General features: G+C 48.7%; 25 protein-coding genes and 1 pseudogene. 11 read left to right on the top strand and 15 right to left on the bottom strand.

What is annotated here, in order from left to right; genetic code table 11:
• The first annotated feature begins 110 nt into the window (after positions 1–110).
• The 5 genes and pseudogenes from NSQ58_RS08080 (at position 111) to NSQ58_RS08060 (ending at position 4983) form a co-directional block, all read left to right on the top strand.
• Positions 111–2090, top strand: a complete 1980-nt coding sequence (locus NSQ58_RS08080; RefSeq protein WP_028541518.1) for a methyl-accepting chemotaxis protein — start codon at positions 111–113, stop codon at positions 2088–2090.
• Positions 2091–2146: 56 nt separating this feature from the next.
• Positions 2147–2323 (top strand): YjfB family protein, encoded by a 177-nt coding sequence (locus NSQ58_RS08075; protein WP_341057150.1) that lies wholly within the window; start codon positions 2147–2149, stop codon positions 2321–2323.
• 190 nt (positions 2324–2513) lie between these two features.
• Complete coding sequence (locus tag NSQ58_RS08070; protein WP_025721870.1) at positions 2514–3869, top strand: dipeptidase; 1356 nt, start codon at positions 2514–2516, stop codon at positions 3867–3869.
• Positions 3870–4113: 244 nt separating this feature from the next.
• A pseudogene (locus tag NSQ58_RS08065) lies at positions 4114–4245 on the top strand (putative RNA methyltransferase); the annotation flags it as partial.
• A gap of 123 nt (positions 4246–4368) precedes the next feature.
• Positions 4369–4983 (top strand): methyltransferase domain-containing protein, encoded by a 615-nt coding sequence (locus NSQ58_RS08060; RefSeq protein ID WP_233903765.1) that lies wholly within the window; start codon positions 4369–4371, stop codon positions 4981–4983.
• Positions 4984–5056: 73 nt separating this feature from the next.
• Here the strand turns inward: NSQ58_RS08060 and NSQ58_RS08055 are convergent, their stop codons facing one another.
• The 4 genes from NSQ58_RS08055 to NSQ58_RS08040 all read right to left on the bottom strand — a co-directional run bounded on the left by NSQ58_RS08055 (position 5057) and on the right by NSQ58_RS08040 (position 6973).
• Entirely contained in the window at positions 5057–5443 is a 387-nt protein-coding gene (locus NSQ58_RS08055) for a hypothetical protein (protein ID WP_200888139.1), read from the bottom strand.
• 63 nt (positions 5444–5506) lie between these two features.
• Positions 5507–5770 (bottom strand): hypothetical protein, encoded by a 264-nt coding sequence (locus NSQ58_RS08050; protein ID WP_023990048.1) that lies wholly within the window; start codon positions 5768–5770, stop codon positions 5507–5509.
• An 87-nt stretch (positions 5771–5857) separates the two neighbouring features.
• Positions 5858–6349, bottom strand: a complete 492-nt coding sequence (locus NSQ58_RS08045) for a hypothetical protein (protein ID WP_013311697.1) — start codon at positions 6347–6349, stop codon at positions 5858–5860.
• A 141-nt stretch (positions 6350–6490) separates the two neighbouring features.
• Positions 6491–6973, bottom strand: coding sequence for a hypothetical protein (locus NSQ58_RS08040; protein ID WP_023990049.1), 483 nt, complete (start codon positions 6971–6973; stop codon positions 6491–6493).
• A 491-nt stretch (positions 6974–7464) separates the two neighbouring features.
• Between NSQ58_RS08040 and NSQ58_RS08035 the strand changes: the two genes are divergently transcribed.
• The 3 genes from NSQ58_RS08035 to NSQ58_RS08025 all read left to right on the top strand — a co-directional run bounded on the left by NSQ58_RS08035 (position 7465) and on the right by NSQ58_RS08025 (position 8496).
• On the top strand, positions 7465–7725 hold the full coding sequence (locus tag NSQ58_RS08035) for a hypothetical protein (protein ID WP_023990050.1): 261 nt from the start codon (positions 7465–7467) through the stop codon (positions 7723–7725).
• Positions 7722–7943 carry a hypothetical protein gene (locus NSQ58_RS08030; RefSeq protein ID WP_235322313.1) on the top strand — a complete coding sequence of 74 codons (222 nt, stop codon included), beginning with the start codon at positions 7722–7724 and terminating at the stop codon, positions 7941–7943. Before NSQ58_RS08035 ends, NSQ58_RS08030 begins: the two co-directional genes overlap by 4 nt.
• A 304-nt stretch (positions 7944–8247) precedes the next feature.
• On the top strand, positions 8248–8496 hold the full coding sequence (locus NSQ58_RS08025) for a hypothetical protein (RefSeq protein WP_341057147.1): 249 nt from the start codon (positions 8248–8250) through the stop codon (positions 8494–8496).
• 216 nt (positions 8497–8712) lie between these two features.
• Here NSQ58_RS08025 and NSQ58_RS08020 read toward each other — a convergent pair whose 3' ends face one another.
• A complete protein-coding gene (locus NSQ58_RS08020) occupies positions 8713–8940 on the bottom strand; it encodes a helix-turn-helix domain-containing protein (RefSeq protein WP_007431813.1) in 228 nt (75 codons plus the stop codon).
• 305 nt (positions 8941–9245) lie between these two features.
• On the opposite strand from NSQ58_RS08020, the gene efeO reads away from it, so the two are divergent.
• The 3 genes from efeO to NSQ58_RS08005 are packed head-to-tail and all read left to right on the top strand — an operon-like array spanning position 9246 to position 13347.
• Positions 9246–10124 carry an iron uptake system protein EfeO gene (gene efeO / locus NSQ58_RS08015; RefSeq protein WP_023990051.1) on the top strand — a complete coding sequence of 293 codons (879 nt, stop codon included), beginning with the start codon at positions 9246–9248 and terminating at the stop codon, positions 10122–10124.
• 4 nt (positions 10125–10128) lie between these two features.
• The gene (gene efeB / locus NSQ58_RS08010; protein ID WP_340857835.1) at positions 10129–11493 is read left to right on the top strand and encodes an iron uptake transporter deferrochelatase/peroxidase subunit; all 1365 of its coding nucleotides are present in this window, start codon (positions 10129–10131) and stop codon (positions 11491–11493) included.
• A gap of 24 nt (positions 11494–11517) precedes the next feature.
• A complete protein-coding gene (locus NSQ58_RS08005; protein WP_341057145.1) occupies positions 11518–13347 on the top strand; it encodes an FTR1 family iron permease in 1830 nt (609 codons plus the stop codon).
• A gap of 90 nt (positions 13348–13437) precedes the next feature.
• Here the strand turns inward: NSQ58_RS08005 and NSQ58_RS08000 are convergent, their stop codons facing one another.
• From NSQ58_RS08000 to NSQ58_RS07955, 10 genes are all read right to left on the bottom strand, one after another.
• Positions 13438–14850, bottom strand: a complete 1413-nt coding sequence (locus NSQ58_RS08000; RefSeq protein ID WP_053326007.1) for an alanine racemase — start codon at positions 14848–14850, stop codon at positions 13438–13440.
• An 83-nt stretch (positions 14851–14933) separates the two neighbouring features.
• Complete coding sequence (locus tag NSQ58_RS07995; RefSeq protein ID WP_340857832.1) at positions 14934–16022, bottom strand: Gfo/Idh/MocA family protein; 1089 nt, start codon at positions 16020–16022, stop codon at positions 14934–14936.
• A complete protein-coding gene (locus NSQ58_RS07990; RefSeq protein WP_341057143.1) occupies positions 16019–17179 on the bottom strand; it encodes a UDP-glucuronosyltransferase in 1161 nt (386 codons plus the stop codon). The genes NSQ58_RS07995 and NSQ58_RS07990 overlap by 4 nt, the downstream gene beginning before the upstream one ends.
• 17 nt (positions 17180–17196) lie before the next feature.
• Positions 17197–18729 carry a hypothetical protein gene (locus tag NSQ58_RS07985; protein WP_076264923.1) on the bottom strand — a complete coding sequence of 511 codons (1533 nt, stop codon included), beginning with the start codon at positions 18727–18729 and terminating at the stop codon, positions 17197–17199.
• Positions 18730–18778: 49 nt separating this feature from the next.
• On the bottom strand, positions 18779–19591 hold the full coding sequence (locus tag NSQ58_RS07980) for an ABC transporter permease (protein ID WP_279834339.1): 813 nt from the start codon (positions 19589–19591) through the stop codon (positions 18779–18781).
• Between the two features lies 1 nt (position 19592).
• Positions 19593–20399, bottom strand: coding sequence for an ABC transporter permease (locus NSQ58_RS07975; RefSeq protein WP_028541504.1), 807 nt, complete (start codon positions 20397–20399; stop codon positions 19593–19595).
• A complete protein-coding gene (locus NSQ58_RS07970) occupies positions 20389–21381 on the bottom strand; it encodes an ABC transporter ATP-binding protein (protein ID WP_341057140.1) in 993 nt (330 codons plus the stop codon). The genes NSQ58_RS07975 and NSQ58_RS07970 overlap by 11 nt, the downstream gene beginning before the upstream one ends.
• Positions 21382–21450: 69 nt before the next feature.
• Positions 21451–22536, bottom strand: coding sequence for a hypothetical protein (locus NSQ58_RS07965; RefSeq protein WP_254348673.1), 1086 nt, complete (start codon positions 22534–22536; stop codon positions 21451–21453).
• A gap of 37 nt (positions 22537–22573) precedes the next feature.
• The gene (locus tag NSQ58_RS07960; protein ID WP_023990061.1) at positions 22574–22819 is read right to left on the bottom strand and encodes an acyl carrier protein; all 246 of its coding nucleotides are present in this window, start codon (positions 22817–22819) and stop codon (positions 22574–22576) included.
• A 17-nt stretch (positions 22820–22836) separates the two neighbouring features.
• On the bottom strand, positions 22837–24213 hold the full coding sequence (locus NSQ58_RS07955) for a peptide ligase PGM1-related protein (RefSeq protein ID WP_023990062.1): 1377 nt from the start codon (positions 24211–24213) through the stop codon (positions 22837–22839).
• Between the last annotated feature and the right edge of the window lie 3 nt (positions 24214–24216).

Below are 24216 nucleotides of genomic sequence, written 5' to 3'. Positions count from 1 at the left end.
GTATTGGACAAATTAGTAATAAATCTATCAATTCAGCTCAAAATAACCGATAGTAAATACATATGGTATAAATATTAGAAATGAATATGTAGATAGAAAGCAGGGGTTTGATGAAACAACTGAGACGACTCAAAACATTAACACTACGCAAGAAATTGACAGCAGCATTTCTACTGGTCATGCTTGTTCCAAGCATTATTGTAAGTTCTTTTTCTTATCAAGCAGCATATAAACAGACGGACCGCCAATTACTCGATAGTGCGACAACTAGCGTTACCGCATCCGATCGTGCAGTTACTCAAACGATTCAAGCCAAAATCGCTGATCTCGAATATTACTCTACGACGATGACGGCTAGTGATAACAGTGCCGAAGCAGATGAAGACATCCTGAAAAGGTTACAAGTGTATTTAAAAATGCATGCGGAAGCTGTTGATATGTTTGTAGGAACTCCCGAAGGAAAACTCATTATTGGCAAAGCCGTAGGCTCCACAAACGACCCTCGTGAACGTCCGTGGTACAAACAGGCCATGGAGAAACCCGGACAAACCGTAATCAGCCCTGTCGGACTCAATACGGCTAAGGTCCCCGTTGTATATATTTCACGTACACTTCCTGACAACAGTGGTGTTCTCGGTCTTTCGCTGAACCTAAATAATTTAAAAGAAATCACAAATTTAAAAATCGGACAAAATGGCTATATTATGATATTAGATGGTACCAAACGTATCGTTACCCACCCGACAGAAGTCAGCGGAAGTACCAAAATGGGGGAAACGATACCCGAATTATTTGCCTCCAAAGAAGGTAGCTTTAGTTACGATATTAATGGCGTAGATAAACACCTGATTTTCAAAACCAATACGCTGACAGGCTGGAGAATTGCTGGAACGATGGACAAAGCAGAAACCAGTGCCTCCGCCCAACCGATTCTTATCACGACGATCATCGTGTTGGTGATTGCAGCCATCATCATTGGTGTGCTCGCAATGTGGCTAATCAGCAGTATACTTAAGCCCATCCAAAGATTACGTAATTCTATGGATGCCATCAGCCAAGGTAATCTTTCGATAAACGTGGCTACGACCAGTACAGATGAAATTGGTGAATTATCAAGATATTTTCAACAAATGGTAGATAACCTGCGTAACATGATTAAAGAAATTCAAGCGATGACAGGCAATTTGTCGGCATCCTCGCAAGAGCTTGCAGCAGGTGCAGAACAAACGACCCGTGCCATTGAGCATGTGACCATAGCCATTCAAGATGTGGCTGCAGGCAGCGAACGCCAAGTGGGCAGCGCTAAAGCTAATCAGACACGGGTTAGCGGCATGGCAACAGACATTACCGCTATGACTGAAACCATGGCTGAAATGACCACTTACTCCGCACAGGCCATTCAGGCGTCGGATGCAGGCAGCGAGCATATCGGCAACAGCGTCGTTTCCATTGATGGCATTCGCACTACCGTGGAAGAACTGGATACCATCATCAGTGCTTTGAGTGACCGCTCTGGACGAATCGGAACGATTGTCACCGTCATTACGGAAATCGCCAGCCAGACTAATCTGCTCGCATTGAACGCTTCTATTGAGGCAGCACGCGCAGGGGAGCATGGCAAAGGTTTTGCTGTCGTGGCGACAGAGGTCCGCAAGCTGGCTGAAAACTCAGCTTATTCCGCACAACAAATTCGTGAACAGATTCAAGGGATACAGAGCGGTGTATCTGAAGCCCTGATCGCTATGGAATCCGCCAAGGAACGCGTAAGTGATGGTATTAATTCCATTGACCTATCCGGTCGCTCCTTCTCTCGCATCCGTAGAGCGGTAGCCAAATCAGCGAAGCAGCTCGATAACGTCGCAGCTTCTACCGCTGGAGTCGCAGATGGAACGAGTTCAGTCGTCAGCAGCATGGAGGAAATTACACGCATCGCTGAAGAAGCGGCATCCCATACGGAGACCGTGTCCGCAGCCGCAGAGGAGCAGCTCGCCTCCATGGAAGAGATCGGTTCGTCTGCCGCAGATTTGACCCGTCTGGCGGAGCAGCTTCAAGATTTACTGACACAATTCCAATTAGATGAAACAAAATAACCGTTCCAACCGATAAATACAGAGAAAGAGTCTTCACAATGAGGGAGGGTTGGAACATGGATATCGCAGCATTATCAACAGGTATGAGTCAGGCCAGCTTAGCTCAAGCCGTAAGTGTGAAGGTATTAAGTATGGCTAAGGATCAGGCCAATGAACAAGGACAGGCTTTAGTGCAGATGATGGAAAAAAGCGTACAGCCTCATCTTGGCGGTCAACTGGACATTCGCGCATAAGTACATCCATATGCTTGGTTAAGGGCGATTCTGCTCAGGTCTGGACAGACCCGGGTAGAATCGTTTTTTTATCTCCCTATTTTTCGTTCAGCACAAAACGTAGTAAACTAGAAATATCGTCCACGACCTCGGTTCGGAGGATAGCGCAACATTCACACGATTTACATTGAAAAAGGAGGATACATAGTCTATGAGTTATTCTGATTATTTTGAAAAAGCCAGAGAGCAACAACTGGGCGAGTTACAGGAGTGGTTGTCCATTCCGAGTATCTCAGCATTATCGGAGCACAAAAAGGACATTAACCAAGCAGCTGATTGGCTCGCTGCCAAACTGACTGCTGCCGGTCTGGAAAACGTTGAAATCATTCCAACCAAAGGGCACCCGCTGGTATATGCGGATCATTTGCACGCACCTGGTAAACCAACGATCCTCGTGTATGGACACTATGATGTACAACCCGTAGACCCGCTTCACCTGTGGGAAACGCCACCGTTTGAGCCATCCATCCGTGATGGAAAATTGTATGCGCGCGGAGCGACAGATGATAAAGGGCAGGTTTTCTTGCACATTAAGGCAGTTGAGGCCATTTTGAAGCAGGAAGGCACATTGCCGCTGAACATCAAATTCTGCATTGAAGGCGAGGAAGAAGTGTCCAGTCCGAACCTGCTTGAGTTTTTGCAAACTGGAGCTGAACGTCTGGCTGCGGATGCTGTACTGGTGTCCGACACTTCCTTGATCGAAAAAGGGAAGCCTGCCATTTGCACTGGTTTGCGTGGACTATGTTCACTGGAAGTCGCCATTCACACGGCGAACACAGATCTACATTCCGGCTCTTTCGGTGGCGGCGTGCCGAATGCCCTGCATGCTCTGGTGTCCTTGCTGGCAACCCTGCATGACGACAAAGGCGGCGTAAGCGTCGAAGGATTCTACGACGATGTTGCTCCATTATCGGCAGAGATGAGAGAAGAATTCGTGAAGCAAGGCTTCAATGAGAGCAAGCTGCAACAAGATCTTGCACTTGATTCTCTCTATGGCGAAGAAGGATTCAGCTTCGTTGAGCGTGTTGGGGCACGTCCGACACTGGAGCTGAACGGCGTATACGGTGGCTTCCAAGGGGAAGGCACGAAAACGGTCATTCCAAAAGAAGCTCATGCTAAAATCACGTGCCGCTTGGTGGCTAACCAGAATCCGCAAGACATTCTGGACAAAATCGAGCGCCATTTGCGCGCCCATGTTCAGGCAGGAGCTACCCTGGATATTCAACAGGGTGAAAAAGCGAACGCCTTTAACATCGACCCGTCACACGCGTTTCTGCAAGCGGCGGCCGATGCTTTTGAGAAGGTATACGGTGTGCGTGCCCTCTTTACCAAGGATGGAGGCTCTATCCCAATCGTGGAGACCTTCTCCCGTGTGCTGACTGCCCCAGTCGTGCTGATGGGCTTCGGCTTGCCAGATGAGAACCTGCATGCGCCAAACGAGCATTTTAACTTGGACAATTTTGACAAGGGTCTGCTGACGATTGTAGAGTTTTTGAAATCGGTGTAAGCACATGACAACTTCTTATGACTAAGTTACAATAGAGAGGGCGAAAGCCCTTTCTATTTTTTTTTGAGGAGCGCTACATAATATGATTATTCAGTTTATTCGTTTACGGTAATGTGAGGTACAGTTCATGAAAACTCAACCATTTTTCCGAAAATGGGTTGGGTCTATTTGGCTGTGCCTTTTTTCATTCACCAAATACGAATGAACGGGGTGCTTTTCTGTGTCCAAATGGAATAAACACGAGATGAAGGCTGACCTAATTGGAAAGCATCAACATCTCTTTAGGTGTCCTCTATGCTCTCAACCGATGCGTATGGTGGAAGGTAAAAGCCTCCTATGTACGAATCAGCATTGCTATGATCTCTCAAAATACGGGTATTTACATTTAGCCGCCCGGTCCTATAAGACTAAATATGATAAACAACTATTTTCCTCCAGAAGAATGATGTGCAATAACGGATTTTTCGATCCCTTAAATGAAGCGATAAGCAGCACTATAATGAAATTTATGAAGCCACTGTTTGATCAAAAATCACACCTTTACTTGCTCGATGCAGGTTGCGGGGAAGGCACTCATTTGAGCCACATTCAGGATAAGCTGACCTGGAAGGGAATCACTGAGCTTACAAGCGTAGGTATGGATCTGTCTAAAGAAGGTATTGTGGCCGCAGCCAAAGAATATCCTTATACCCTCTGGTGTGTTGCGGATCTGGCTCATTGTCCGTTTTCAAATCAACAATTTGACGGTGTATTCAATATTTTATCCCCTTCTAATTATGCTGAATTTACAAGAATCCTTTCGGAGGACGGCTGCGTCCTGAAGGTCATTCCCGAACAATATTATCTTCGGGAATTGAGATGCTTGTATGAACAGAAAAAGAATAAGCCTGCTTATTCGAATGACAATATATTAAGCCGATTTAAAGATCATTTTAAACTTCTATCCGCCGAACGGTTAACCTATCGTTTTATGTTAAATGCCGACCTCATGAAACCTTTGCTCCATATGACTCCCTTATCGTGGGGAGCTACGGAAGCAGACTGGCAGCAAGTGCAGGAAATAAATTTACCGTATGTCACAGTAGATTTGCTCATCTTATGCGGTAAAAAATAGAATACTAAAAAGCATTCACAGCATGGAACCATCCATGCTTCGTGAATGCTTTTTTTTACGTTAGTCCCGTCGCTTAAGAAAAACGGGTGTAGCGCAACAGGTGAGCTAGCCGATTGAGCCGTTCTATCTCCCGATCCAACTCATGCAGCGGCTGTCCAGCCAAAGCAGCGTTTGCTCTCAGATCCCGTAGCGGGTTCATTTTCCGACCCATGAGTTTGAGCACCGTTGCCTTCCCCATGTTATTCACCACCACATATTGCGTTAGCGGATCAAGCTCAATCCACAATACATGATGCTGTTGAAAAAACGATAATAGTTGCTTTTTTAACGCCTCCAGCTCATCAATCTCACCTGTGATTTGCGGATGATGATGAAAAGCCACATAGCCCATCACCCGCAGGTCACTTATGATTTGTTCCAAATGAAGCGTTTCGTTTATGTACACATGGTTCGTGCTCATGCGGTTTCTTGTACCATTCGTATGATCTTCCCGGATGACGTTCACCACCTGACTATCGTTATATTAAGATTTATCTTTCCCCTTTTCCAATAGCTGCACAAGCCAGTAACCTCCAAACAACAATGCTCCTACTGCAAAAATAACGGTATACACCGTATATAACGTTGTCAGTTCAAACAAACTATTGTACCGATTAAGCAAGATCCCCCACAAGCATAGCAGAAAATTGCTACCATTTTGCTGATGAAAGCGATGCTTGTAAATCCGTTGAATCAAAACAGCCAGGAATCCTATCAACAAAACGTGATTCAGCAAAATACTCCACATTTCCATAAGCCCCCTTTTTCACTATAGCGCAATCGGCTTTGAAAAGTCAGGACATGTACAAACCTTACGAACAAAAAAACAACCGGCTTATACGCCAGTTGTTTCCCGTTCCACAAAATACTTATTGGTCATATAATGGGCCTTGCCTCTGGAGGTATCCACCATTCCCTTTTTGTTGTCGAGAAAAACAATCTCCCGGCATTTGGTGCAGTACCACTTGGTCCGCTTAAAGGGAGATTCTGTTACATACGATGTACCACATTTGCAATCTACTTTAATTAAGGTTTCTGTTGATTTGTAAGCCTGGGACAACTCTTTTAGGCCAGTGTCCGGCTGTTGAATCGGGATAATAACCTCCTGATAGCTTGAATACTGATTATGAACTTTAAAATCAGCCACCAGTTCCGCATGCAGTCCAAAGTACTCTTTGCCGATCTCGGTTACGAATTTTTTGCCAATTCTGTAACACTCAAGCCATTCCTGTATCTGTTGATTAGACAAAGGCACTGTGCCCTTGATACCACTATTTAATGTGTAAGTCATGATGTATAAAGTATCATCTTGTCTATGTCCGTACATGAGAAGCCTCCTTATAATACACTTGATAATGTACTACAAAGCGCAAAAAACATCAATTTTATTATTTGGCAAAAGACTTAATATATCTCGGTAAGCACATAAGAGGTGTGAGTGTATGGCTAGAAAGCAACTGACAATCTGTCAGTTGCTTTGTCTTTCCACATAGTATTTGTTGGTCATGTACCACGCCTTGCCTTTATCCGTATCCACCATGCCCTTTTTACGATCTAGGAACACAATGTTATTACACTCCTTGCATGACCACTTGGTTCTTTTATGCGGTGACTCTTCTATATAGGAAGCACCACATTTACATTCTACCTGAATTAATGTTTTATACTGGCTGTACGCCTCTACCAGGGGGTCCAGCTCTACAGCTTTGCGTTCCATTACAGGCTGTATTATGGATATGTGTTCTCGCTGCTCCGAGTATTCATTATGTACCTTGAAATCTGCTACCAACTCAGGGTTTAAACCAAAATACTGTTTCCCCACAACCGTTACAAACTTGCTGCCAATTCGATATGCTTTGATCCATTCCTGCACCTGCTTACTGGTTAGGTCGACAGTTCCCTTTATACCGCTGTTCAGCGTATAAGTCATCAAGTGTTGGTTGGGTGTCATATGTCTTAACGTTCACCTCCGATCAAGAATATACCACAGGTAGCTCTAGGCAAAAGCTACTTCCTGCTACCTGAAGCAATGAGCTTTTTCTGCCTTGTGATTCTTCTTCAACACCTATATATAAAAGTATAGCTCAAAACCTGATCCATCTTCCATCCTGTCGTCATGCTGAATACTGCTTTGTAGGGATTTATATTCTTAGACTATCACCAGATGCATTTCTATCTTAGTATAACTTTGTGGTACAGTCTTATGTTTTGATCACTCCTGTTAGTTGCACTATGATCTCTAATGGTAGTTTCTTCCTTCTATATATAGTACATCATTTACACGCAAATTCCCACATATTTCAGCGGTTATTCTGTAAAACAAAAGCCTTCATCCTTTTTAAAAGGGTTACGGGACTGATCACATGGTAGAGGTTACTGCTTCCTTGCCGTCCCCCCGATTATGTTATAATAAAATAAAGCAAAAAGAGCGAGGTGAAGTCGATGAAATGGGAAGAAATTGCCGAATCACATCCGAGGCGATTTGTGTTGGTTGAGGCTATAAAAGCCAGTTCCAATAATCGCGTGCGCAATCTTGAAGACATGGCGGTTATTCAGGATTACGACAACCCGAAAGATGCTTGGAGCGGGTATAAACATTTTCACAAACTGTATCCGTCACGCGAACTGTATGTGTTCCATACCAGTCGATCCGATGTCGAGGTTGTAGAAGAGTTTTTCTCAGGAGTACGGCAGCGTACATGAAGATTAACCTCCATAATGGTTTGCCAATTGTTTCCTTAACTTTGAGACATCACAACCAAACTGCTCTATTACCAAACGTATTGTTCGATACAGGGTGCGCTGCAACAGTGTTTGATACGGATTTACTAGCCCAAATCGGCATTCACATTGATTTCATTAACGGGAGAGCAAAGCGGATGTACGGGGTGGGCGGCACAAAATTTGCTACGAACAGGTAATTCCTCATCTAAAACTCGGGCATATTCAATTAGATACATTTCCAATTCAACTAAGCTCTATTCAAGAGCCGTATGGATTTGATGGCATATTAGGCATTGATTTTATGCTAAAAACAAAATTAATTGTTGACTTTGATTTAATGAACATCCACTCCCCACTTTCACCTTTAAAATAATTCCAAGCAGGTGGCCACATGTCTCTTCCTTTAAATCTGATTACCATCATGCTCAGCCCGTAGAAGTATTACTTATACCCTTGGTTTCTCCTGCGGGCTGAGCCTTTGCCCAAGGGAGCGTGATGGTAATGAAACCTAATCAAAAAAATCGGTATCGAGCTTATTTTAGGCACCACAGAAAACGTGTTATTCAGCGTAAAAAACGGCTTTCAGCACACCGGGGATGGGCCGTCAAATTTGATGGTGTATTCTCCAAAGGAAAAATCCATTGTTCCTGCTGGATGTGCAGTAATAAAACAAAACGACTGGGCTATCCCAAATCAGAGCTAGCAAGAATAGATAACTGCCAGGAACAGCTTCAGGATTATCGTTTCTAAACTAAAAAACGATCAAAACAAGCGAATGTCCATTGCTATGACACTCGCTTGTTTTACGTTTACAATAGATTTCCCAGCTTCTCTCCTCAATTTGAAATATAGAATAAACTTACTAGGTTTGATCAGCTAACATACCACAAAACAAAAGCCTTCCCGACCACCCTTCACTGTCGAAGGATCATCGAGAAGACTTTGTACCCCGCAAGGAACGAGAGGTCAGATTTTTAATTCGCCAAGCCTGATTAATTCCACGACCGCCTGTGAACGACCTTTTACGTTCAATTTTTGCATCACATTGGAAATATGGTTTCGGACCGTTTTTTCGCTAATAAATAGCTGTCCGGCGATGTCACGTGTTGTTTTGTCCTGCACTAGCAGTTCAAATACTTCACGTTCACGGTGAGTTAACAAAAACTTGTTTTTGTGGTCGTTACCCTTCGTCAATTTCACCCCTCCTTGCTCGGGTTTTGTGTGGTGTAACAAGGTTAAGGGATACAGTCAACACATTTTATGTCATGTGCTCAGGTATGGTTCAATATACGGATAAAAATGGGCATAGGCACCTTACTTGCTGTTTTAATGATGGGTTGGACTTTGTGTCTAAATTATGTATTGACAGGCATATGGGCCAGCCTTATGATAAGAAAAACCGCGACTGATAATCATTATCAAAATAAAAATTCGATATAGATATCGCGCAACAGACTATGGTTCAGGGCCAGTTTGGCCAGAAAGGGTGTTCATTGATTATGAAACTACGTTATGCCGTACCGGCCGGAGTGCTGGTCTCTTCTATTCTGTTCGCAGGTTGCGGACAAACCGGAACTGCTACTCAGCAGCCTGCCGCAACGACCAAAGATGCAGGAGCCACAACACAGACAACGACTCCTGCCGCTTCTGCCCCCAATTTTGATCAAGCGGTAACAGCTTACCGCACCTATGCCATCGAGCAATGCGATACATTTGTGAAGAAGACAGAAGAATTCACGAACGCGGTCAAAGCTGGCGAACTGGATAAAGCCAAGGCGCTATATGCCCCTGCACGTATGTACTATGAACGGATTGAACCGATTGCAGAAGCGCTGGGTGATCTTGACCCGAATATTGATGCACGTGACGGTGATGTGGATGCAGCGGATTGGCGCGGCTTTCACCGTATTGAAAAAACATTATGGGAAGAAAACACAACCAAAGGAATGGACGAGTTTTCCGACCGACTGCTGAGTGATGCCAAGCTGCTGCGTGCCAAAGTAGAAACAGTTAATATTGACGCCAGCCTGATGGTAACGGGTGCAGTCGAGTTGTTGAATGAAGTATCTACCTCGAAGGTGACGGGTGAAGAGGAGCGATATTCTCATACGGATTTGTACGATTTTGCTGCCAATGTAGAAGGCGCGCAAAAGATATATGACATTTTGAAAACAGATCTGAACCAAAAAGATGCGGCATTGGAAAAACAAATCGGTGAGCGCTTTGCGGCCTTACAGCAGGAGTTGGCTCCTTTTAAAGACGGAGAAGGCTATGTATCGTATACAAAACTGAAACCGGAAGAAGTTAAAAAGCTGAGCCAAAACCTCGATGCCTTGGCAGAACCGTTGTCCCAAATGGGGAAATTGTTAGGAGTGTAATGATATGAAAGGCTTTAAGCGGCAAAAAGGGCAAGAAAAGCCGCAGTATGCGGAATCCCATAATGAACAGGCTGATCTGGTAAAAAAGGATGCGAAGCTAGTGGAAGATGAGTCGTCAGGAAAAAGCAAATCCGTATCACGCCGAGACCTATTGAAGCTGGCCGGGGTAGGTGGACTAGGCCTCCTGCTTGGCGGCGGGGGCGTGGGAGCCGTGCTGTCAGCCGGTCAACGCCTCGAAAGCATGATGACGGATGCGGATACCAAAGATGTAATCCCTTTTTACGGTAAGCATCAGGCAGGTATTGTGACTCCGGCGCAGGATTTCATCTGCTTCGCCGCTTTCGATCTAACAACCAGCGACAAGAAACAGATGCGTAGCCTCTTCAAAGCCTGGACGGAAGCAAGCGCTACAATGACTTCTGGCGTGCTCCTTGGCAACGATAATGAAAATCTCAACCTCCCTCCTTCCGATACGGGCGAGGCGGCAGGATTGTCGCCATCCCGCACGACGATCACCTTTGGTGTGGGCCCATCCTTTTTTGATGGACGATACGGCCTGGCAGGGCTTAAACCTGCCGAGTTCCGTGAGCTGCCCCGTTTTCAAGGGGATGCCCTGGAGGAGCAATGGTGCGGCGGCGATATCGGAGTGCAGGTATGTGCCAATGACTTGCAGGTAGCTTTCCATGCCCTGCGTAATTTGGCGCGTATCGCCAGAGGAACGGCGGTGCTTCGCTGGACGCAGGAAGGCTTCCAGCGAACAGCACAGGCCGATCCTGCGGGAAGCACACCACGCAATTTGCTGGGCTTCAAGGACGGTACGGGGAACCCGGACACCTCCAAGGCAGACGAGATGAATCGGCTGGTGTGGACTCAGACCAGTGACGGACCAGCATGGATGGGTAACGGCAGTTATATGGCTGTACGCCGTGTACGCATGCGGGTAGAGGTGTGGGATCGCTCAACATTGGGCGACCAGGAGGATACTTTTGGACGTCATCGCAGCAGCGGGGCCCCACTCGGCAAGGTCAAGGAGTTCGACAAGCTTGATCTGGCGGCCAAAAATCCGGAAGGCAAGCCAGTTACACCTCCCACCTCTCATGTGGCTTTGGCTCATGGGGACGGGAGCATTAATATTTTGCGGAGGTCTTATTCGTATTCAAGCGGATTGGACAAGCAAACAGGGCAGCTGGATGCCGGGCTGCTGTTCATCAGCTACCAGCGTGATCTGTTCAAGCAGTTCGTTCATATTCAGGAGAAGCTTGCACGCAATGACAAGCTGAACGAATACATTGTACACAAAGGCAGTGCGGTGTTCGCCTGCTTCCCGGGTGTATCGCAAGGCGGCTACATCGGGGATACGTTATTTTAGCAGCAGGCAAGGAAGGGGATTTATATGAATCGGCGCAATAAAAGCTTGGGATGGGTGTTTGTGCTGGTGACAGCTCTGCTGCTGACCGTCACTCCGTTCATGTCCGGCTCCGGGTCGGTCGCTTTTGCACAAACGGATGCCAAAGCTGTCACCAATGATCAGCTAATGCCTGTGGTGGGCGGAGCGCTGGTGGAGGCGGGACAAGCTCAATGGACGGAAGCCTCCAAGGATCTGAAAGAATTCCGCACGCTGTGGGAGGCCGCCAAAACGAATGGCGGAGATTCAGCTCACATCGCGGCTGTAGATCAAGCACTCACCGATGCGGAGCAGACACTCGCCAGTGGCGGCGGGGAACCAGCGAAAGCTGCCTTATCCGTGCTGGCGCGCTCGGTCAATGAGTACGTCACTGCTGCCGAAGGGGACAAACCAGCCCCGGCTGGAGCCAAAGCAGCGGAAAAATTGCTTCCCATGGCGAAGGGCAGTCTGGCCGCCATGCAAAAAGGTGATTGGGCTGCTGCCCGGGTGGATTACGATCGAATCGTCAAAGCCTGGTATCAGGTAGAAACACCGATTCGTTTGGACAATTTTCCGGTATACAGTTCGCTCGAAACTAAAATCAGTCTCATCCGCATCTCTATGCAAGCTGAGCCTATTCGCCAAGAACAGGCTCTTAAGGAAATGCAGGAATTAACGACTCTGCTGTCTGATTATAGTCAGGGCAAGTCTGCGAACACAGGCCAAGGAACAGATACAGGCAATACGGCTACGGGAACGGCGAATGGTTCGGCAGCTTCTCTGACCGATGCAGTCACCTTGCTCGAATCCGCACGCCAAGATGCTGTAGCTAATCAATCAGAGCAAGCGGCTGATAAGGTAGTGCAGTTTATCGCTCTGTGGCCTTCCGTCGAAGGACATGTACAAATTTCCGATCCGACGTCTTACACTGCGATTGAAAATGAAATGACCGAAACTTCCGGATATCTGCTGTCTTCTCCACCGAATACGGACAAAGCCATTCAGACTCTTGATCAGATGCTGAACAGGCTCCGTCCGTTGACGGAAGAACGTTCTTACACTGCGTGGGATGCCGCGCTGATTTTGCTGCGTGAGGGCCTGGAGGCCATCCTCGTGCTCGCAGCTCTGCTGGCGTATGCCAAAAAAAGCGGCGAAGCCGTGGCTGGACGTTGGATATGGGCAGGAGCCGGAACGGGGCTGGTGCTGAGCGGAATTCTGGCAGTGCTGTTCACCACACTGGTGGCAGCTGCCGCATCAGGCAGCATGCGTGAGCTGCTGGAAGGTGTCACCGGGCTGGTGGCGGTCGTGCTGATGCTGACCGTGGGTAGCTGGTTGCATAGCAAATCCAACGCTGCCGCATGGAACCGCTTTGTGGAAAACAGCGTGGGCAACGCGCTGGCACGAGGAAGCCTGTGGTCGCTATTTGCGGTTTCTGCGCTCGCAATTCTGCGTGAAGGAGCCGAGACAGCTATCTTTTATGTCGGTATGGCTCCAGCCATCGAAACTTCACAATTGCTGATCGGCATTGGCTCAGCGACGATTATTCTGGTCATTCTGGCGTTTGCGATCATTAAATTCAGTGTACGATTGCCAATTCGCGCCTTTTTCCTGACTGCCACTGTACTGATTTACTATCTCGTATTCCGATTCCTGGGCGAAAGTATTCATTCGCTTCAGGTGGCCGGTAAGCTTCCGGGGCACACTGCCTCCTCGCTTCCGTCCATTAGCTGGCTGGGAATGTATCCAACTTGGGAAACATTTGTCCCACAAATCGCTGTACTGATCTTTATGGTATGGCAGCTTGTGCGTCAGGAAATGCGCAGCTCCAAGCAACAATAAGTCGATGCTACCCTACTCATCATGTAAAAAACGCCAAATCACAGGTCCGATTTGTATCGGTTCCCATGAGTTTGGCGTTTTTTTACATACTTACTGCACATCCTCAGGCAACGGAATCATGCGCTGATGATGCAGCAGGTCTGTGCGGTCACCGTGTTCACGAATGACATGCACCTCCCCACGAAAATCGAGCAGTTCCGTCGGGGTAGCATGTCCCAAAAATTGTAGTGGGCTATAGCTTAATCCATAGGCACCTGCATTCGGAAAGGCAATGTAATCGCCCTCGTGAATCGGAGGAAGCTGCGCTTTTTTCACAATACAATCCTCGGGTGTACAAAGCGGACCGACAATGCTTACCGTCTCAAGCTCCATGGATGCCTCTTCCAGAGGCCCTCCTATTCGGTTTGCAACCTCTTCTAATGATTGTTCGACAGCCACAGCCGTTTGAGCAGAAGCGTCTCTCTGCCCCATCCATAGGGTTGCTTCCACTTCTCGTTCTTTGGGCTCTTTCAATTCTCCCGCTTGCCTGCGCATAATTCGCACCGGGTAGTTGTCCCTAATTCGGCGTCCTCGAAAAGTAGCTGCGGCGTAGTGATTCATGCCACCATCAGCCACGACAAACTTCTCCCCCTTGGATTCCTTTGTATACAATGCTCGGCAGACATACATGCCCGATTGAGCAACCAGATACCTGCCGCTTTCGATGATTAGCTTAACCCCGGGCATGCGGGTTCGGGTCTGCTCCGCGAGTGCGTTCAGTCCGTCAATGACGTGATCCATATCGAGCGGTTGCTCATGAGCAAAATAAGGTACACCAAACCCGCCGCCCAAATTGACCGTATGCATTGCCACACCATACTGAGCCTGTACCCGTTCTGCCAACTGCAGCGTATTCGCAAATGAAGCTAAAATCTGATCCGATTTCAACATTTGCGTACCTGTATATACCTGAATACCTTGAAAATTGACGTGCGGGCAATCTTCCAGCACCTTAAAAAAGTGATCCAGCTGCCCTTCATCCACTCCAAAGGGGCGCGGAACACCGCCCATTTTAATCGTTGCTCCAGACAAGTCGTTATCGGGATTGATGCGAACCGCTGCCCTGACAAGCTGGCCCGCTTGGGCAGCAATGTCCTCCAGCAGACGCAGCTCCCTCACCGATTCGACATGAATACAGCCGATTCCACAGGCTACCGCCTCGTTCAGCTCGGCTACTGTTTTTCCTGGTCCGGCGTACAGCACGTCTTCCGCAGCATACCCGGCCTCCATAGCGACGAACATTTCTCCAGCCGAAGCAATCTCAACACCACAACCTAACGAGCGCAGCAACCCAGCCAAGGCTACGTTACCATTAGCCTTGAGCGCGTAATGTACACGCACGGCCGGGTGCAATCGGGATAGTAACGAGCTGACGTGAGCATGCAGCGCGTCCCCATCATAATAGTAAAATGGCGTCGGATGCTCGCCGAAACGCTCCAGTAGGGCTTCGTCCTTTTTATCCATCTACTGAATTCCCCTCCTCTCTTTGCCTTGATACTCAGTATTTTGCATCATTCGCTCCCCACCGCTCGAAAACACAATCATACTCATACTGCATAGATCGTCTCGCCCGAGCGTGCTGCTTCATGAATGGCTGCCAGCAGTCTGACGCGTTCAGCAGCCTCGCGAAATGGAATGGGCTCCGCTTCTCCCCGGATGATGCTGCAAAAGGTATTCAACTGATTGACATAATAGTTCATAGGCTCGAAAACCGTTTTGGTATGCGAGGATGTCTGTGATAACACAGGCAGTGCGTCCGCATCCGTTATATTCGGCATGATATCCTTCTTTATTTCCGTCTTGAGTGTCATTTTATAAAAACCTAAATTTGCCCGAAAGCAGTCCTTTAAAGTGACTACTGCCGAATCAAAGGTCAGTACATGAGCACAGTGATAAGGGCGCTCAAATGAAAAGAGGGCAGATGCCTTCAATCCGCTCGGATAACGGGCTTGCGCACGAAATGTCCAGTCACAGCCATGAGGACCATCAAAATCCGATTGACTGTGGAATTCAGCCTGCTCCAATCCAACGACGGCTTGAAGCAGCTGTAGCCAGTACACGCCCAGATCCCAAAAGCATCCCCCACCCTGCTCCGGACGAGATCTGTAATTGTCCGCATGTCCTTCTTTTGCCGGAATGCATAGACTCGTCTCTATGGAGCATAAGCGACCATAACGCCCCGATTCTACGATCCTCCGTAGCTCATGCTGCCAAGGATGGTGCTGCACCATGACTCCCTCCAGCAGGTAAGCGCTACTCTGTTCGACTGTCGCTGCCAAGGGAGCAAGATCAGCCGTATTCAGGCATAACGGTTTTTCCACCAGCACATGCTTATGAGCCCGTAGTGCTTTGCCAATCCACTCGGCATGCAAGTCGTTGCTGAGCGCAATATATACAGCGTCGATCTCCGGGTCCTTTAGCATATCCTCAGCATGACGATAAACGACACTGACGCCAAAACGATCTGCCATTTCTCCTGCCTTGGCAACCGTGCGGTTCGCAAGCGCGGTCACGCGTGCCCCTGCTACATGTCGGATCGGTTCCAGCAAGGCACGCGGAGCAATAGCAGAACAGCCAATGATCCCAAAGCGAATATCTCGCATCGCAGGTTCTTGCGCAGCCGCGGCAGCGTTCATGACCCCTGCTCCATTCCCAGTGAGCTTGCTGACATTTGGATGCTATTCACATAGGACTCTATATAACGCGGCGTTCGACTGCGCAGCTCTACGATCCTGCGATGCATATCCTCCAGTATCTGAGCACTGCCGTCATAGGTTTGTATCCACGTATCGTACCGCATACCCAGTCCAAGCCGTTCCCATAGATCCGCATTATGCTTCTCATGCACACCAAATGGCTCCAGCATAATGAGCGGAGTAGCTGTAGCGAACGAATCGGTTAGGCTGCCACCACCGGGCTTGCTGACAATGGCCTGGACACGACATGCTTGGTCCAGCATGCTATGGTAATCCGGTCCAACCTGATACACTGTCTTCTCGCCTCTTTTCACCTCTCCGAAAGGTGGAAATGTATGCTCTCCGGCTTCATTTCGCTGCCATGTCCTCCACTGCGGGTCCATCTGAAAATAGCGTATACTGTCCCGCTGTTCATCCGGTTGATCCTGATCATACAACAGCAGGTCCAGCTCCCAGCCCGCTTCTTCCAACCGTCCAACCTTGTCGCGGTAGGTGCCCATCCCCCAACCGCCGCCATGTACGAATAAGCGGGATTGCCGTGCTTCAAACGGTACATACTCCACGGCCGGCACATCAATATAGTGGCTGACTCTATTGTTATCATTTTCAAAAAAGGTCGTTTCTCCACAGCCATCCGCAAAACGTGGGTTATGCTTGGCTAGATTTTTCCAGGAAGGAGAAGGTGTCGAATCCATATACACAATGTCCACATGAACCGACTTCGGTTCTCTGCGCTTGCGATACTCCTCCAGTACATACATCCAATGACCGGATAAGCATATAAAATACCGCCGATCTTCCTCTATCCATTGGTTCAGCAGTACTTCCATCGCTGCGAGATCCAGTGAATTACGCATATCCTGCGGAACCTTCTGTGACATTAAGGCCACCGCAAAATTGTCATGGTAAGCTTTGCGGCTTTTGTCGACCTTGAGACGGGCCGATTCTGGCAGCACATTTTCAAATACATGAATCGCCGTATCCACGCCCAGCCTGCGAAGACCCGCTTGCAACAACAAGCCAGGGGTATAAAAGCCCAATCCGAAACCGGAACACAAAATCGTTACCTTCACAAGCTTATCCGTATTCTTACGCATGCTCATACGCCTCCCGTTTAATTCAGCACTGTAAAATGATGCTCTGCCAAAAAACGCTCCAGCTTTGTAGTCAATCGCATTTTTTCCTCATCGCTCGCAGCAACCAGTTCCAAATAAAGACGACCCTTGCCTCGTGCCCGTTCGCTTCCAGCGGTTTCTTTTTTACCATTCAAGTCCGGCTTACCCAAGCCGTTCCCTTCCGATCCGCCATCGCTGGCCCCAATCCCGCTCACACGAACCTGCTTGGCAGATGATCTGCCTCCGCGCCCAGTTGCATTTCTGCTTGGCGTGCTTGTTTGGCCCACAATCTTGTTCTCGCCATCTCGTCCACCTGTGTTCACATATAACGTATTGGCACCCAGAGGCATGACGCCTTCTTCACGTTCACCTGTGAACAACAATCCTTCACCTTTCAGCCCTTCCAGCAGTTCTTCATAGGATAGACTGCCATCATGGGACAGCGAATAATTCGTCAGCGTGCCACGCATATTTTTCCCGGCCAGAAAGGTATCGAGCTGATGTTTGATCAAACTCATCGACTTTCTAGCATTAATTTCGATAATTGGCTCCAGCTTCCCACCACGAAGTGTCATGGAATCAATGCAAACATCGCCATAATAACCGTCTTGATACAATTGCCGTCCCACATCCTGCATCAAGCTAAAATAGCCCTCGCGCTCCAGCCGCTCCAAAAATGCCCCGTCCGGCGACAAGGATTCCCGATAGGAGAATTGAGTGTTAGCCAGCCATTGTACAGATAAGATATCGACACTTCCATCATCACCAATCGTAAATTGGCATGAAAAATCCTGCTCTTTCTCCAGAAAAGGCTCCAAAAGGAAAAGCACCTGTTTGCCTTTACGCTCCTGTCCACGCAAATACGATACGATCCGGTCCAGCATTTGTGTCGAGGTAATGTGCAGGTTTCCTTTGCCCGATACGCCAAAATCATCCTTGATTAAAAAGCTTCCATCCCGTAGCAGCTTACGCCCCGCCTCAGCAACATCTGCAAACGAAGTCACAATATAGCCCGGGTTGCGCAGACCAAGACTGCGTTTCAGATCAGAGGAATACGTTTTGGCATTTACCTTGCGAATCGTTTCCAGCGGCGGCTGATGCAGTGTTATTCCCCAAGCACGTGCAGCCTCCTCCACATGCGGTAAACCCGCAAACGGGCTAAGCACACAGCCTTCCAGTTGAGGAAACCCCTCTCCGGCATCGGCCTTGCGACTGCCCAGCAGTTCAAATACTGATGCGGTCGACACATTGCCTGCACGCTCCATGCCATCGGTCAAGTCCCGTTCGTTGACAGCCGGATGAAAGCCCAACTGCGCGATATACTGACGCTGTACGGGCGAAATGGCATAACGGGTCAATAACGCATCTCCCGGTTGGCAAAAGCTGAACAGCAGTTCATCCATGGCTGCTACAATCGCAGAAGAAGCCCGGTCAGGCAGGGCTGGCAAGGAAGCTAACTGGGCATCCCGCCAGTAAACCTCCGCTTCGAACGTTCCCATATACAAATGACGCTGATTCGGTATCGCATTCATATGATTCGCTTCCTTTCCTGCTTCATTATTGGCCTACTACACGGTAGCGCTACTGGCTCGCGCTCGTATAATCACGTAGAGCAAACTGCCATATCAGGCGGATGATCGCCAGCAGCCAGAGAGGTGCGAGAAATGCCCATACCACTAACCCGGTTTCCATTTTGCCGAGAATGAACATGGGCGGAAAATTACAAATGACAAACACCGGAAGCACGAACAAACCGATACGCTGAATCAGATTACTGTACACGGCCATCGGCACATAGTTTGTCTCGAAAATGCTGTTGGACAGCTCCGTAACGCCGTTCGTGCGGATGATCCAGAAGGCTAGCAGTTGAGGGAGCAAAAATACGGAGTATGTCGTAAGCACCCCGCATCCAAGCAGCACAGAGAACCCTCCTACAGTTTCAAAATTAAACGGCAATCCGAGTCGTTGCCAGCCGACCCCTGTCATAATTCCGCCGCCAATTACATTCGGCACGGTATAGCCCAATTCAAATTGACGCAGTGTTACCATAAATTGCAGCGATACGGGTTTAGTCATGAGCACGTCCAGTGAGCCGGTACGAATTTTGTCAGGCAGGCTTGTAAAATTACTGTAGAATAATCCACTATAAAATCCGCTCATCATCGTAAATACGCCGATATATAACAATATGGCGTCAGGAGACCAGCCATTAATATCCGTCCCAGCGCGGTATGGAACCGATGCGTACAGCAGCTTGATGAGCAAATAAGCCGTTTCAACCAGAAATGCAGTTATAAAATTAATGCGGTATTCCATCTGCGACATGACGGAAAACTGGACAAACTTCCAGTACAGTCTGATGTAGCGCCTAACGTTTCGGAAAACATTTTTCATGTTAACCCCCCACCGAGACAAAGCGTTTGACCCCGGCTTGCCACACCCAGCGTGATAGGGCCGCCAGCACTACAATCCAGAGCCATTGCACGCCAATGCCTTTAGCGGCTTCCAGCACAGTCAGCTTGCCCGTCAACGCATTCACCGGAAAAAATACGGTGTAGCTGAACGGTAGCAGACTGAACAGACGGGCCAAAACATCTCCAAAAATCGTCAGCGGAAACACGGTACCGCTAGCTACGTAAATGACAAGCGACAGCGTATAAAATAGTCCCGCCGATTCCGTCACCCAAAAGGCTATGCCGCTCAGCGCATAATAGACCACAAAATTAAGCACAAGCGCTCCCGGCAACGCCAATATGTAAAGCAGGATGTACGATAGCCCGAAGCTGATTTGTCCTTCCAGGCTAAGACATAACAGCAAAATAGCAGCCGCCAGCAGCACGACCGCAGACTGTATGACTTTGCCTCCGATAAACCGGCAAAAACGGTAAGCAAAATAATGCACAGGCTGTACCATGAATTTTGCCAGTCCACCTTCCTTGATATCTGTAGCAATTTCGTATTCAAAGCCCGTAGCAATCAGTTTTCCAGTTACTCCCGCCATGACCACATACACCAGCATTTCTGGCAGAGAATAGCCCAGCACTCTTGCTTGTCCCGAAGAACCGAATACAGCTAGCCAGAGAAAAATTTGCGTCATGATCGGCAACATAAATCCCGCCATTTGGAGCCAATAATTAGCCCGATACTCCATTTCGTTTTGCATACCAAGCTGGAGTACCTTCACATATTTGTTATTTCGCATCGGCCAGCCTGCCCCCATCGTACAAATTGGCTATCCCCTCTTCCAGCGGGACGTCCTCAATCGTAAAATCAACGACAGGCAGTGCGTCCAAAATCTTTTTGGACCAAGCCAAGGTATCTTCTGCATCCAGCTCAAATACCGCCTCCAGCTCCGAGTTGGAGCGAAGTTTGCCGAGGCTCGCCAACGTTAGGCTGGATACGGGGGTCTCCAGTCGAACCTTGAGTAATTTACGGGCACCGATGACCTCATTCACCTTGTGTAAGTCTCCGTCATAGACCAATCTGCCCCCGCTGATAATGATGGATCTACTGCACAAATCCTCAATATCCTTCATGTAGTGGCTTGTCAGCAGGATGGTTGTCCGGTGCGTGCGGTTATAGGCTTTGAAAAACTCTCGAATCCGCCGCTGAGAAACAAGGTCCAGTCCGATGGTCGGCTCATCCAGCAAAATGACCCGTGGACGATGCAGCAGCGCGGCGATCAGTTCCATTTTCATACGCTCGCCGAGAGACAGCCGCCGAACCTGCACATGAAGCTGCTCCTCCACCCCAAGCAGAGTGATCAGTTCTTCTAGTGCCTCTTTATAACGGTTTTCATCGATTTCATAGATAAGCTTGTTCAGCTCGAATGACTCGCTTGCAGGCAAATCCCACCAGAGCTGGTTTTTCTGTCCCATTACAATGGAAAACTGGCGTTTAAACTCTTTTTGTCGTTTCCACGGGGTAAAGCCGAGTACCGATGCCTCCCCGTCCGTGGGATGGAGAATGCCAGACAGCATTTTGAGCGTCGTTGTTTTGCCCGCCCCGTTTGGACCGAGAAATCCGACAATTTCGCCTTCCTCAATGCTAAAGCTGACATTTTGCACAGCCTCTTTGGTCAGCTGCTCACGCCTGAACAAGTTTTGTAACGATTTGCGCACGCCCGGCTCCTTTTTGTAGTACGTAAATGTTTTCGACAATTGCTTTAATGTAATGGACGGCAATCAATTCCCCTCCTCTTTCCTCTGTGCAGGACACCTGATGAACGTTTCTTATGCGGCCGAATGCTTGGACTACTCGGCTGCTTTCTCTGCTAAAATCATCAGTTCCTCCAGCATATGCCGCTGTCTTTCAATTAAGTGCAAAGCTCGTTCCGTAATTTCAGGCATCCGATGCTTGCGCAGTTGAAGCCCTGTTTTGTAAATATGCAGATTAAGCTTGTGCCAATCCGCGTACAGCGCCTGTGCCAATTCAATTACATGCTGTGTTTGTGGTCCCAGCGTAGCTTGATGCAGCAGGCAATAATCAGCTGTATAATCCGTCAAATGAAGGGCACTGCCCAATCGCAGATTGTAATAGATTTCATGACAGTACGTCCGAAAATCCTGATCCTCCATGTCTGCCAACAGATGGAAGTCACCGACAAATGCCCGGTACCCCTCATCTCCCCGCTTGACCTGCTTGCCTGTCACAGCTTTCCCCGTTTGACTTTCCGACTCATTAGACGTAGGTACGCCTCTCCAGATGGCTTCGTGTCCAGTCAAATACTGTCGAATATGATGAGCACACGCAGCATGCATCTCACTTGGCGAAAGCGGGGCAGGCTGCTCCACCAGCCATGCATACTCAATAATGCCCTGCATCAGATCGTCGAGCCGGGCTGAGCCCACATAAGTCATGGCATGTCCCGAGGAATCGAGCAGGAAGCTGTCATTCACCTGTGCTGTCCGTTCTTGCAAGTCCAACCCGCACAACTCAATCACGTGGCCCCTTGGGTAATTTTTCACATATACATCGTGATAGGTTAAAGCGGTGCTCGACGTATGCAGCATGGTACCGTAGCCCGATGTGAGCACCTGCAACAGGTTGGTTTCATCGCTGACACCAGCGACCCACGGTTCCACCCGAATAACAGGTCCACCACTGGCTGCCATTTCTTGAAGCTGCTCCGGATATTTCTCAGGTCCGAAGCGCTTCAAATCTCCACCGTACTCTGCGCACATACTTCCACACAGCATGAATAGCTCGGATTCGGCCATGTTCACCCCGTACCTCCGCAATGAGGTACGCAGGGAAGAATATACACAATGTTTCCCTGGAAGAGCGTTTGCGACTTCTTCTGCACCATAGTCCACAACGGAATCATGACGAGTCTCCATATCGGATTCCTGCATCAACCTTGTCTTTTCAGCGCCCTTATGCATATTTGCCCAGCAGACGCTCGATGCCTTGCAGTGTAGATAGATGCTCCAGCACTAGATCGTCGTCCTCCATCGTAATATCAAGCTCATTTTCCAACTCTACAATTAATTCCACAGCGGATAAGGAATTCAGCCCCAAGGTTCGCAGATCCTGATCCGGAGTCAACTGTTCCAGTTCTCCCGGAGCCAGTTTCAAAATCTTTTCCAGCAAGGGTACTACATGGTATACATCTGTTTTCATTTTTGATTCCCTCCAATTTATGAGCATCCTAATCCAGCAATAATACCTTCCAATTTGTGCGCATAAGCATCAGCTTCCTGCCAGCTGTCTGCCAAAATAAGTGTGAAAATCCGGTTCACATAGCCCCGCTTCACAGGAATACCAGACAATGTACCCGCCGTATACACAAACACCCCTTCTGGACGTTCGGGCGTATAGAGCAAGCCCTCCTCCGCGAGCAACCCGCACAAGCGGCTGTAGGTGAGAGGTGTAGCGGTAACGTTGCGGTAATAACGGGATAATGTTTTATGCTGTTCTCCCAGGACGGATGACAGGAACGAAATATAGGTAGACAACGTAAATCTACCATTTATCTCAATGACTGGAACCAGCAAACCTTCTTCGTCGACAAAACCGTCAATAGAGGCCATTCCCGTATACCCAATGGAATAGAGATGCGTACCCAGCTGATAGGCGCAGCGTCTCACTTCTTCCTCCAGCGCATCGCCAATCTCAGCCGGCACTTGAGATCCGATATATACGGTGCCATCCACGTTTTGCCTTTTTAGCGAAAACATCGTCACACCACCGCCCTCGTCAATGCAGAGCTGGTAGTTCAGATCCATCTGCTTATTGTGCCAGCGCTCCACCAGCCAACCGCCGGAAGATGGCGACGAGCCGCCAAAACGCTTCATCACACTCAGCAGTGTGTCCAGCTTGGACAGCTCGTCCAGCATATACATGCCTTGTCCTGAGGCACCGTGCGGTTGCTTGATAATCAGCTTCACAGGTCCATCCGATAAGTCAGCCAGTCTGGCACACTCCCTGCGGATCGCCGATTCGTCTGCACATACAGCGCCTTCGCTGACGGCAAAACCAAGCTTTTGCGCGGTCAGGCGGCTGAATATTTTATCATTCACCTGAGCACTGACCGCGGATGGAGCACCGATCAGCTCTAGCCCGCAAAGCTCCGCAATCGCTTCCTCCTGCGGTGTGACCGCATAGGGGACGAGCCACGCTTTGGCTCCGCCGCTGCTGTGGCCTGCATCTGCAACCGTGCGCAGTCGTGCCAAAAGCGCCTCATCCGCCAGCACCAGCTCTGAAATCGGCGTTAGCGGATCAGAAGGCTCCGGCACCTCAATACGCGGCAGGCTAAAGCCCAACCGTTGGAGCATGTCCAGAAACGCCTCATCCGGCTGTTCCCGAAGTACAATGACATCCTGACTTCGACATAGCAGGAGATTCATTTCCTCCATCCGGTTTACGACTTGCTGTTCATCCCGGTCTACCATGCCCCCCTTGCGGGGGGATGGATGCCACACTTGCTCTGCGCCGATATTAAACAGCCAAATCAGGACTCCATGGTCCCGTTCATGCGCAAGCGCTTCCACAAGGTTAATAGTTTTAGTCGTCACGTC

The organism is Paenibacillus sp. FSL M7-0134 (assembly GCF_038007865.1).
Classification (GTDB): Bacteria; Bacillota; Bacilli; order Paenibacillales; family Paenibacillaceae; genus Paenibacillus; species Paenibacillus polymyxa_B.
Note: the sequence above shows the minus strand (reverse complement) of the source record. Positions and strands in the feature narration are given on the sequence as shown.

Bases quoted from the DNA above. Each gene is read 5' to 3' on its own strand.
- NSQ58_RS07975 (WP_028541504.1), bottom strand. From the start codon at position 20,399: ATGCGAAATAACAAATATGTGAAGGTACTCCAGCTTGGTATGCAAAAC.
- NSQ58_RS08040 (WP_023990049.1), bottom strand. From the start codon at position 6,973: ATGACACCCAACCAACACTTGATGACTTATACGCTGAACAGCGGTATA.
- efeO (WP_023990051.1), top strand. From the start codon at position 9,246: ATGAAACTACGTTATGCCGTACCGGCCGGAGTGCTGGTCTCTTCTATT.
- NSQ58_RS08025 (WP_341057147.1), top strand. From the start codon at position 8,248: ATGAAACCTAATCAAAAAAATCGGTATCGAGCTTATTTTAGGCACCAC.
- NSQ58_RS08060 (WP_233903765.1), top strand. From the start codon at position 4,369: ATGAAATTTATGAAGCCACTGTTTGATCAAAAATCACACCTTTACTTG.
- NSQ58_RS07960 (WP_023990061.1), bottom strand. From the start codon at position 22,819: ATGAAAACAGATGTATACCATGTAGTACCCTTGCTGGAAAAGATTTTG.
- NSQ58_RS08070 (WP_025721870.1), top strand. From the start codon at position 2,514: ATGAGTTATTCTGATTATTTTGAAAAAGCCAGAGAGCAACAACTGGGC.
- efeB (WP_340857835.1), top strand. From the start codon at position 10,129: ATGAAAGGCTTTAAGCGGCAAAAAGGGCAAGAAAAGCCGCAGTATGCG.
- NSQ58_RS08005 (WP_341057145.1), top strand. From the start codon at position 11,518: ATGAATCGGCGCAATAAAAGCTTGGGATGGGTGTTTGTGCTGGTGACA.
- NSQ58_RS08030 (WP_235322313.1), top strand. From the start codon at position 7,722: ATGAAGATTAACCTCCATAATGGTTTGCCAATTGTTTCCTTAACTTTG.
- NSQ58_RS07965 (WP_254348673.1), bottom strand. From the start codon at position 22,536: ATGGAGACTCGTCATGATTCCGTTGTGGACTATGGTGCAGAAGAAGTC.
- NSQ58_RS07985 (WP_076264923.1), bottom strand. From the start codon at position 18,729: ATGAATGCGATACCGAATCAGCGTCATTTGTATATGGGAACGTTCGAA.
- NSQ58_RS08080 (WP_028541518.1), top strand. From the start codon at position 111: ATGAAACAACTGAGACGACTCAAAACATTAACACTACGCAAGAAATTG.
- NSQ58_RS07980 (WP_279834339.1), bottom strand. From the start codon at position 19,591: ATGAAAAATGTTTTCCGAAACGTTAGGCGCTACATCAGACTGTACTGG.
- NSQ58_RS08045 (WP_013311697.1), bottom strand. From the start codon at position 6,349: ATGTACGGACATAGACAAGATGATACTTTATACATCATGACTTACACA.
- NSQ58_RS08035 (WP_023990050.1), top strand. From the start codon at position 7,465: ATGAAATGGGAAGAAATTGCCGAATCACATCCGAGGCGATTTGTGTTG.
- NSQ58_RS08000 (WP_053326007.1), bottom strand. From the start codon at position 14,850: ATGGATAAAAAGGACGAAGCCCTACTGGAGCGTTTCGGCGAGCATCCG.
- NSQ58_RS07995 (WP_340857832.1), bottom strand. From the start codon at position 16,022: ATGAACGCTGCCGCGGCTGCGCAAGAACCTGCGATGCGAGATATTCGC.
- NSQ58_RS07990 (WP_341057143.1), bottom strand. From the start codon at position 17,179: ATGCGTAAGAATACGGATAAGCTTGTGAAGGTAACGATTTTGTGTTCC.
- NSQ58_RS08050 (WP_023990048.1), bottom strand. From the start codon at position 5,770: ATGTGGAGTATTTTGCTGAATCACGTTTTGTTGATAGGATTCCTGGCT.
- NSQ58_RS08055 (WP_200888139.1), bottom strand. From the start codon at position 5,443: ATGAGCACGAACCATGTGTACATAAACGAAACGCTTCATTTGGAACAA.
- NSQ58_RS08075 (WP_341057150.1), top strand. From the start codon at position 2,147: ATGGATATCGCAGCATTATCAACAGGTATGAGTCAGGCCAGCTTAGCT.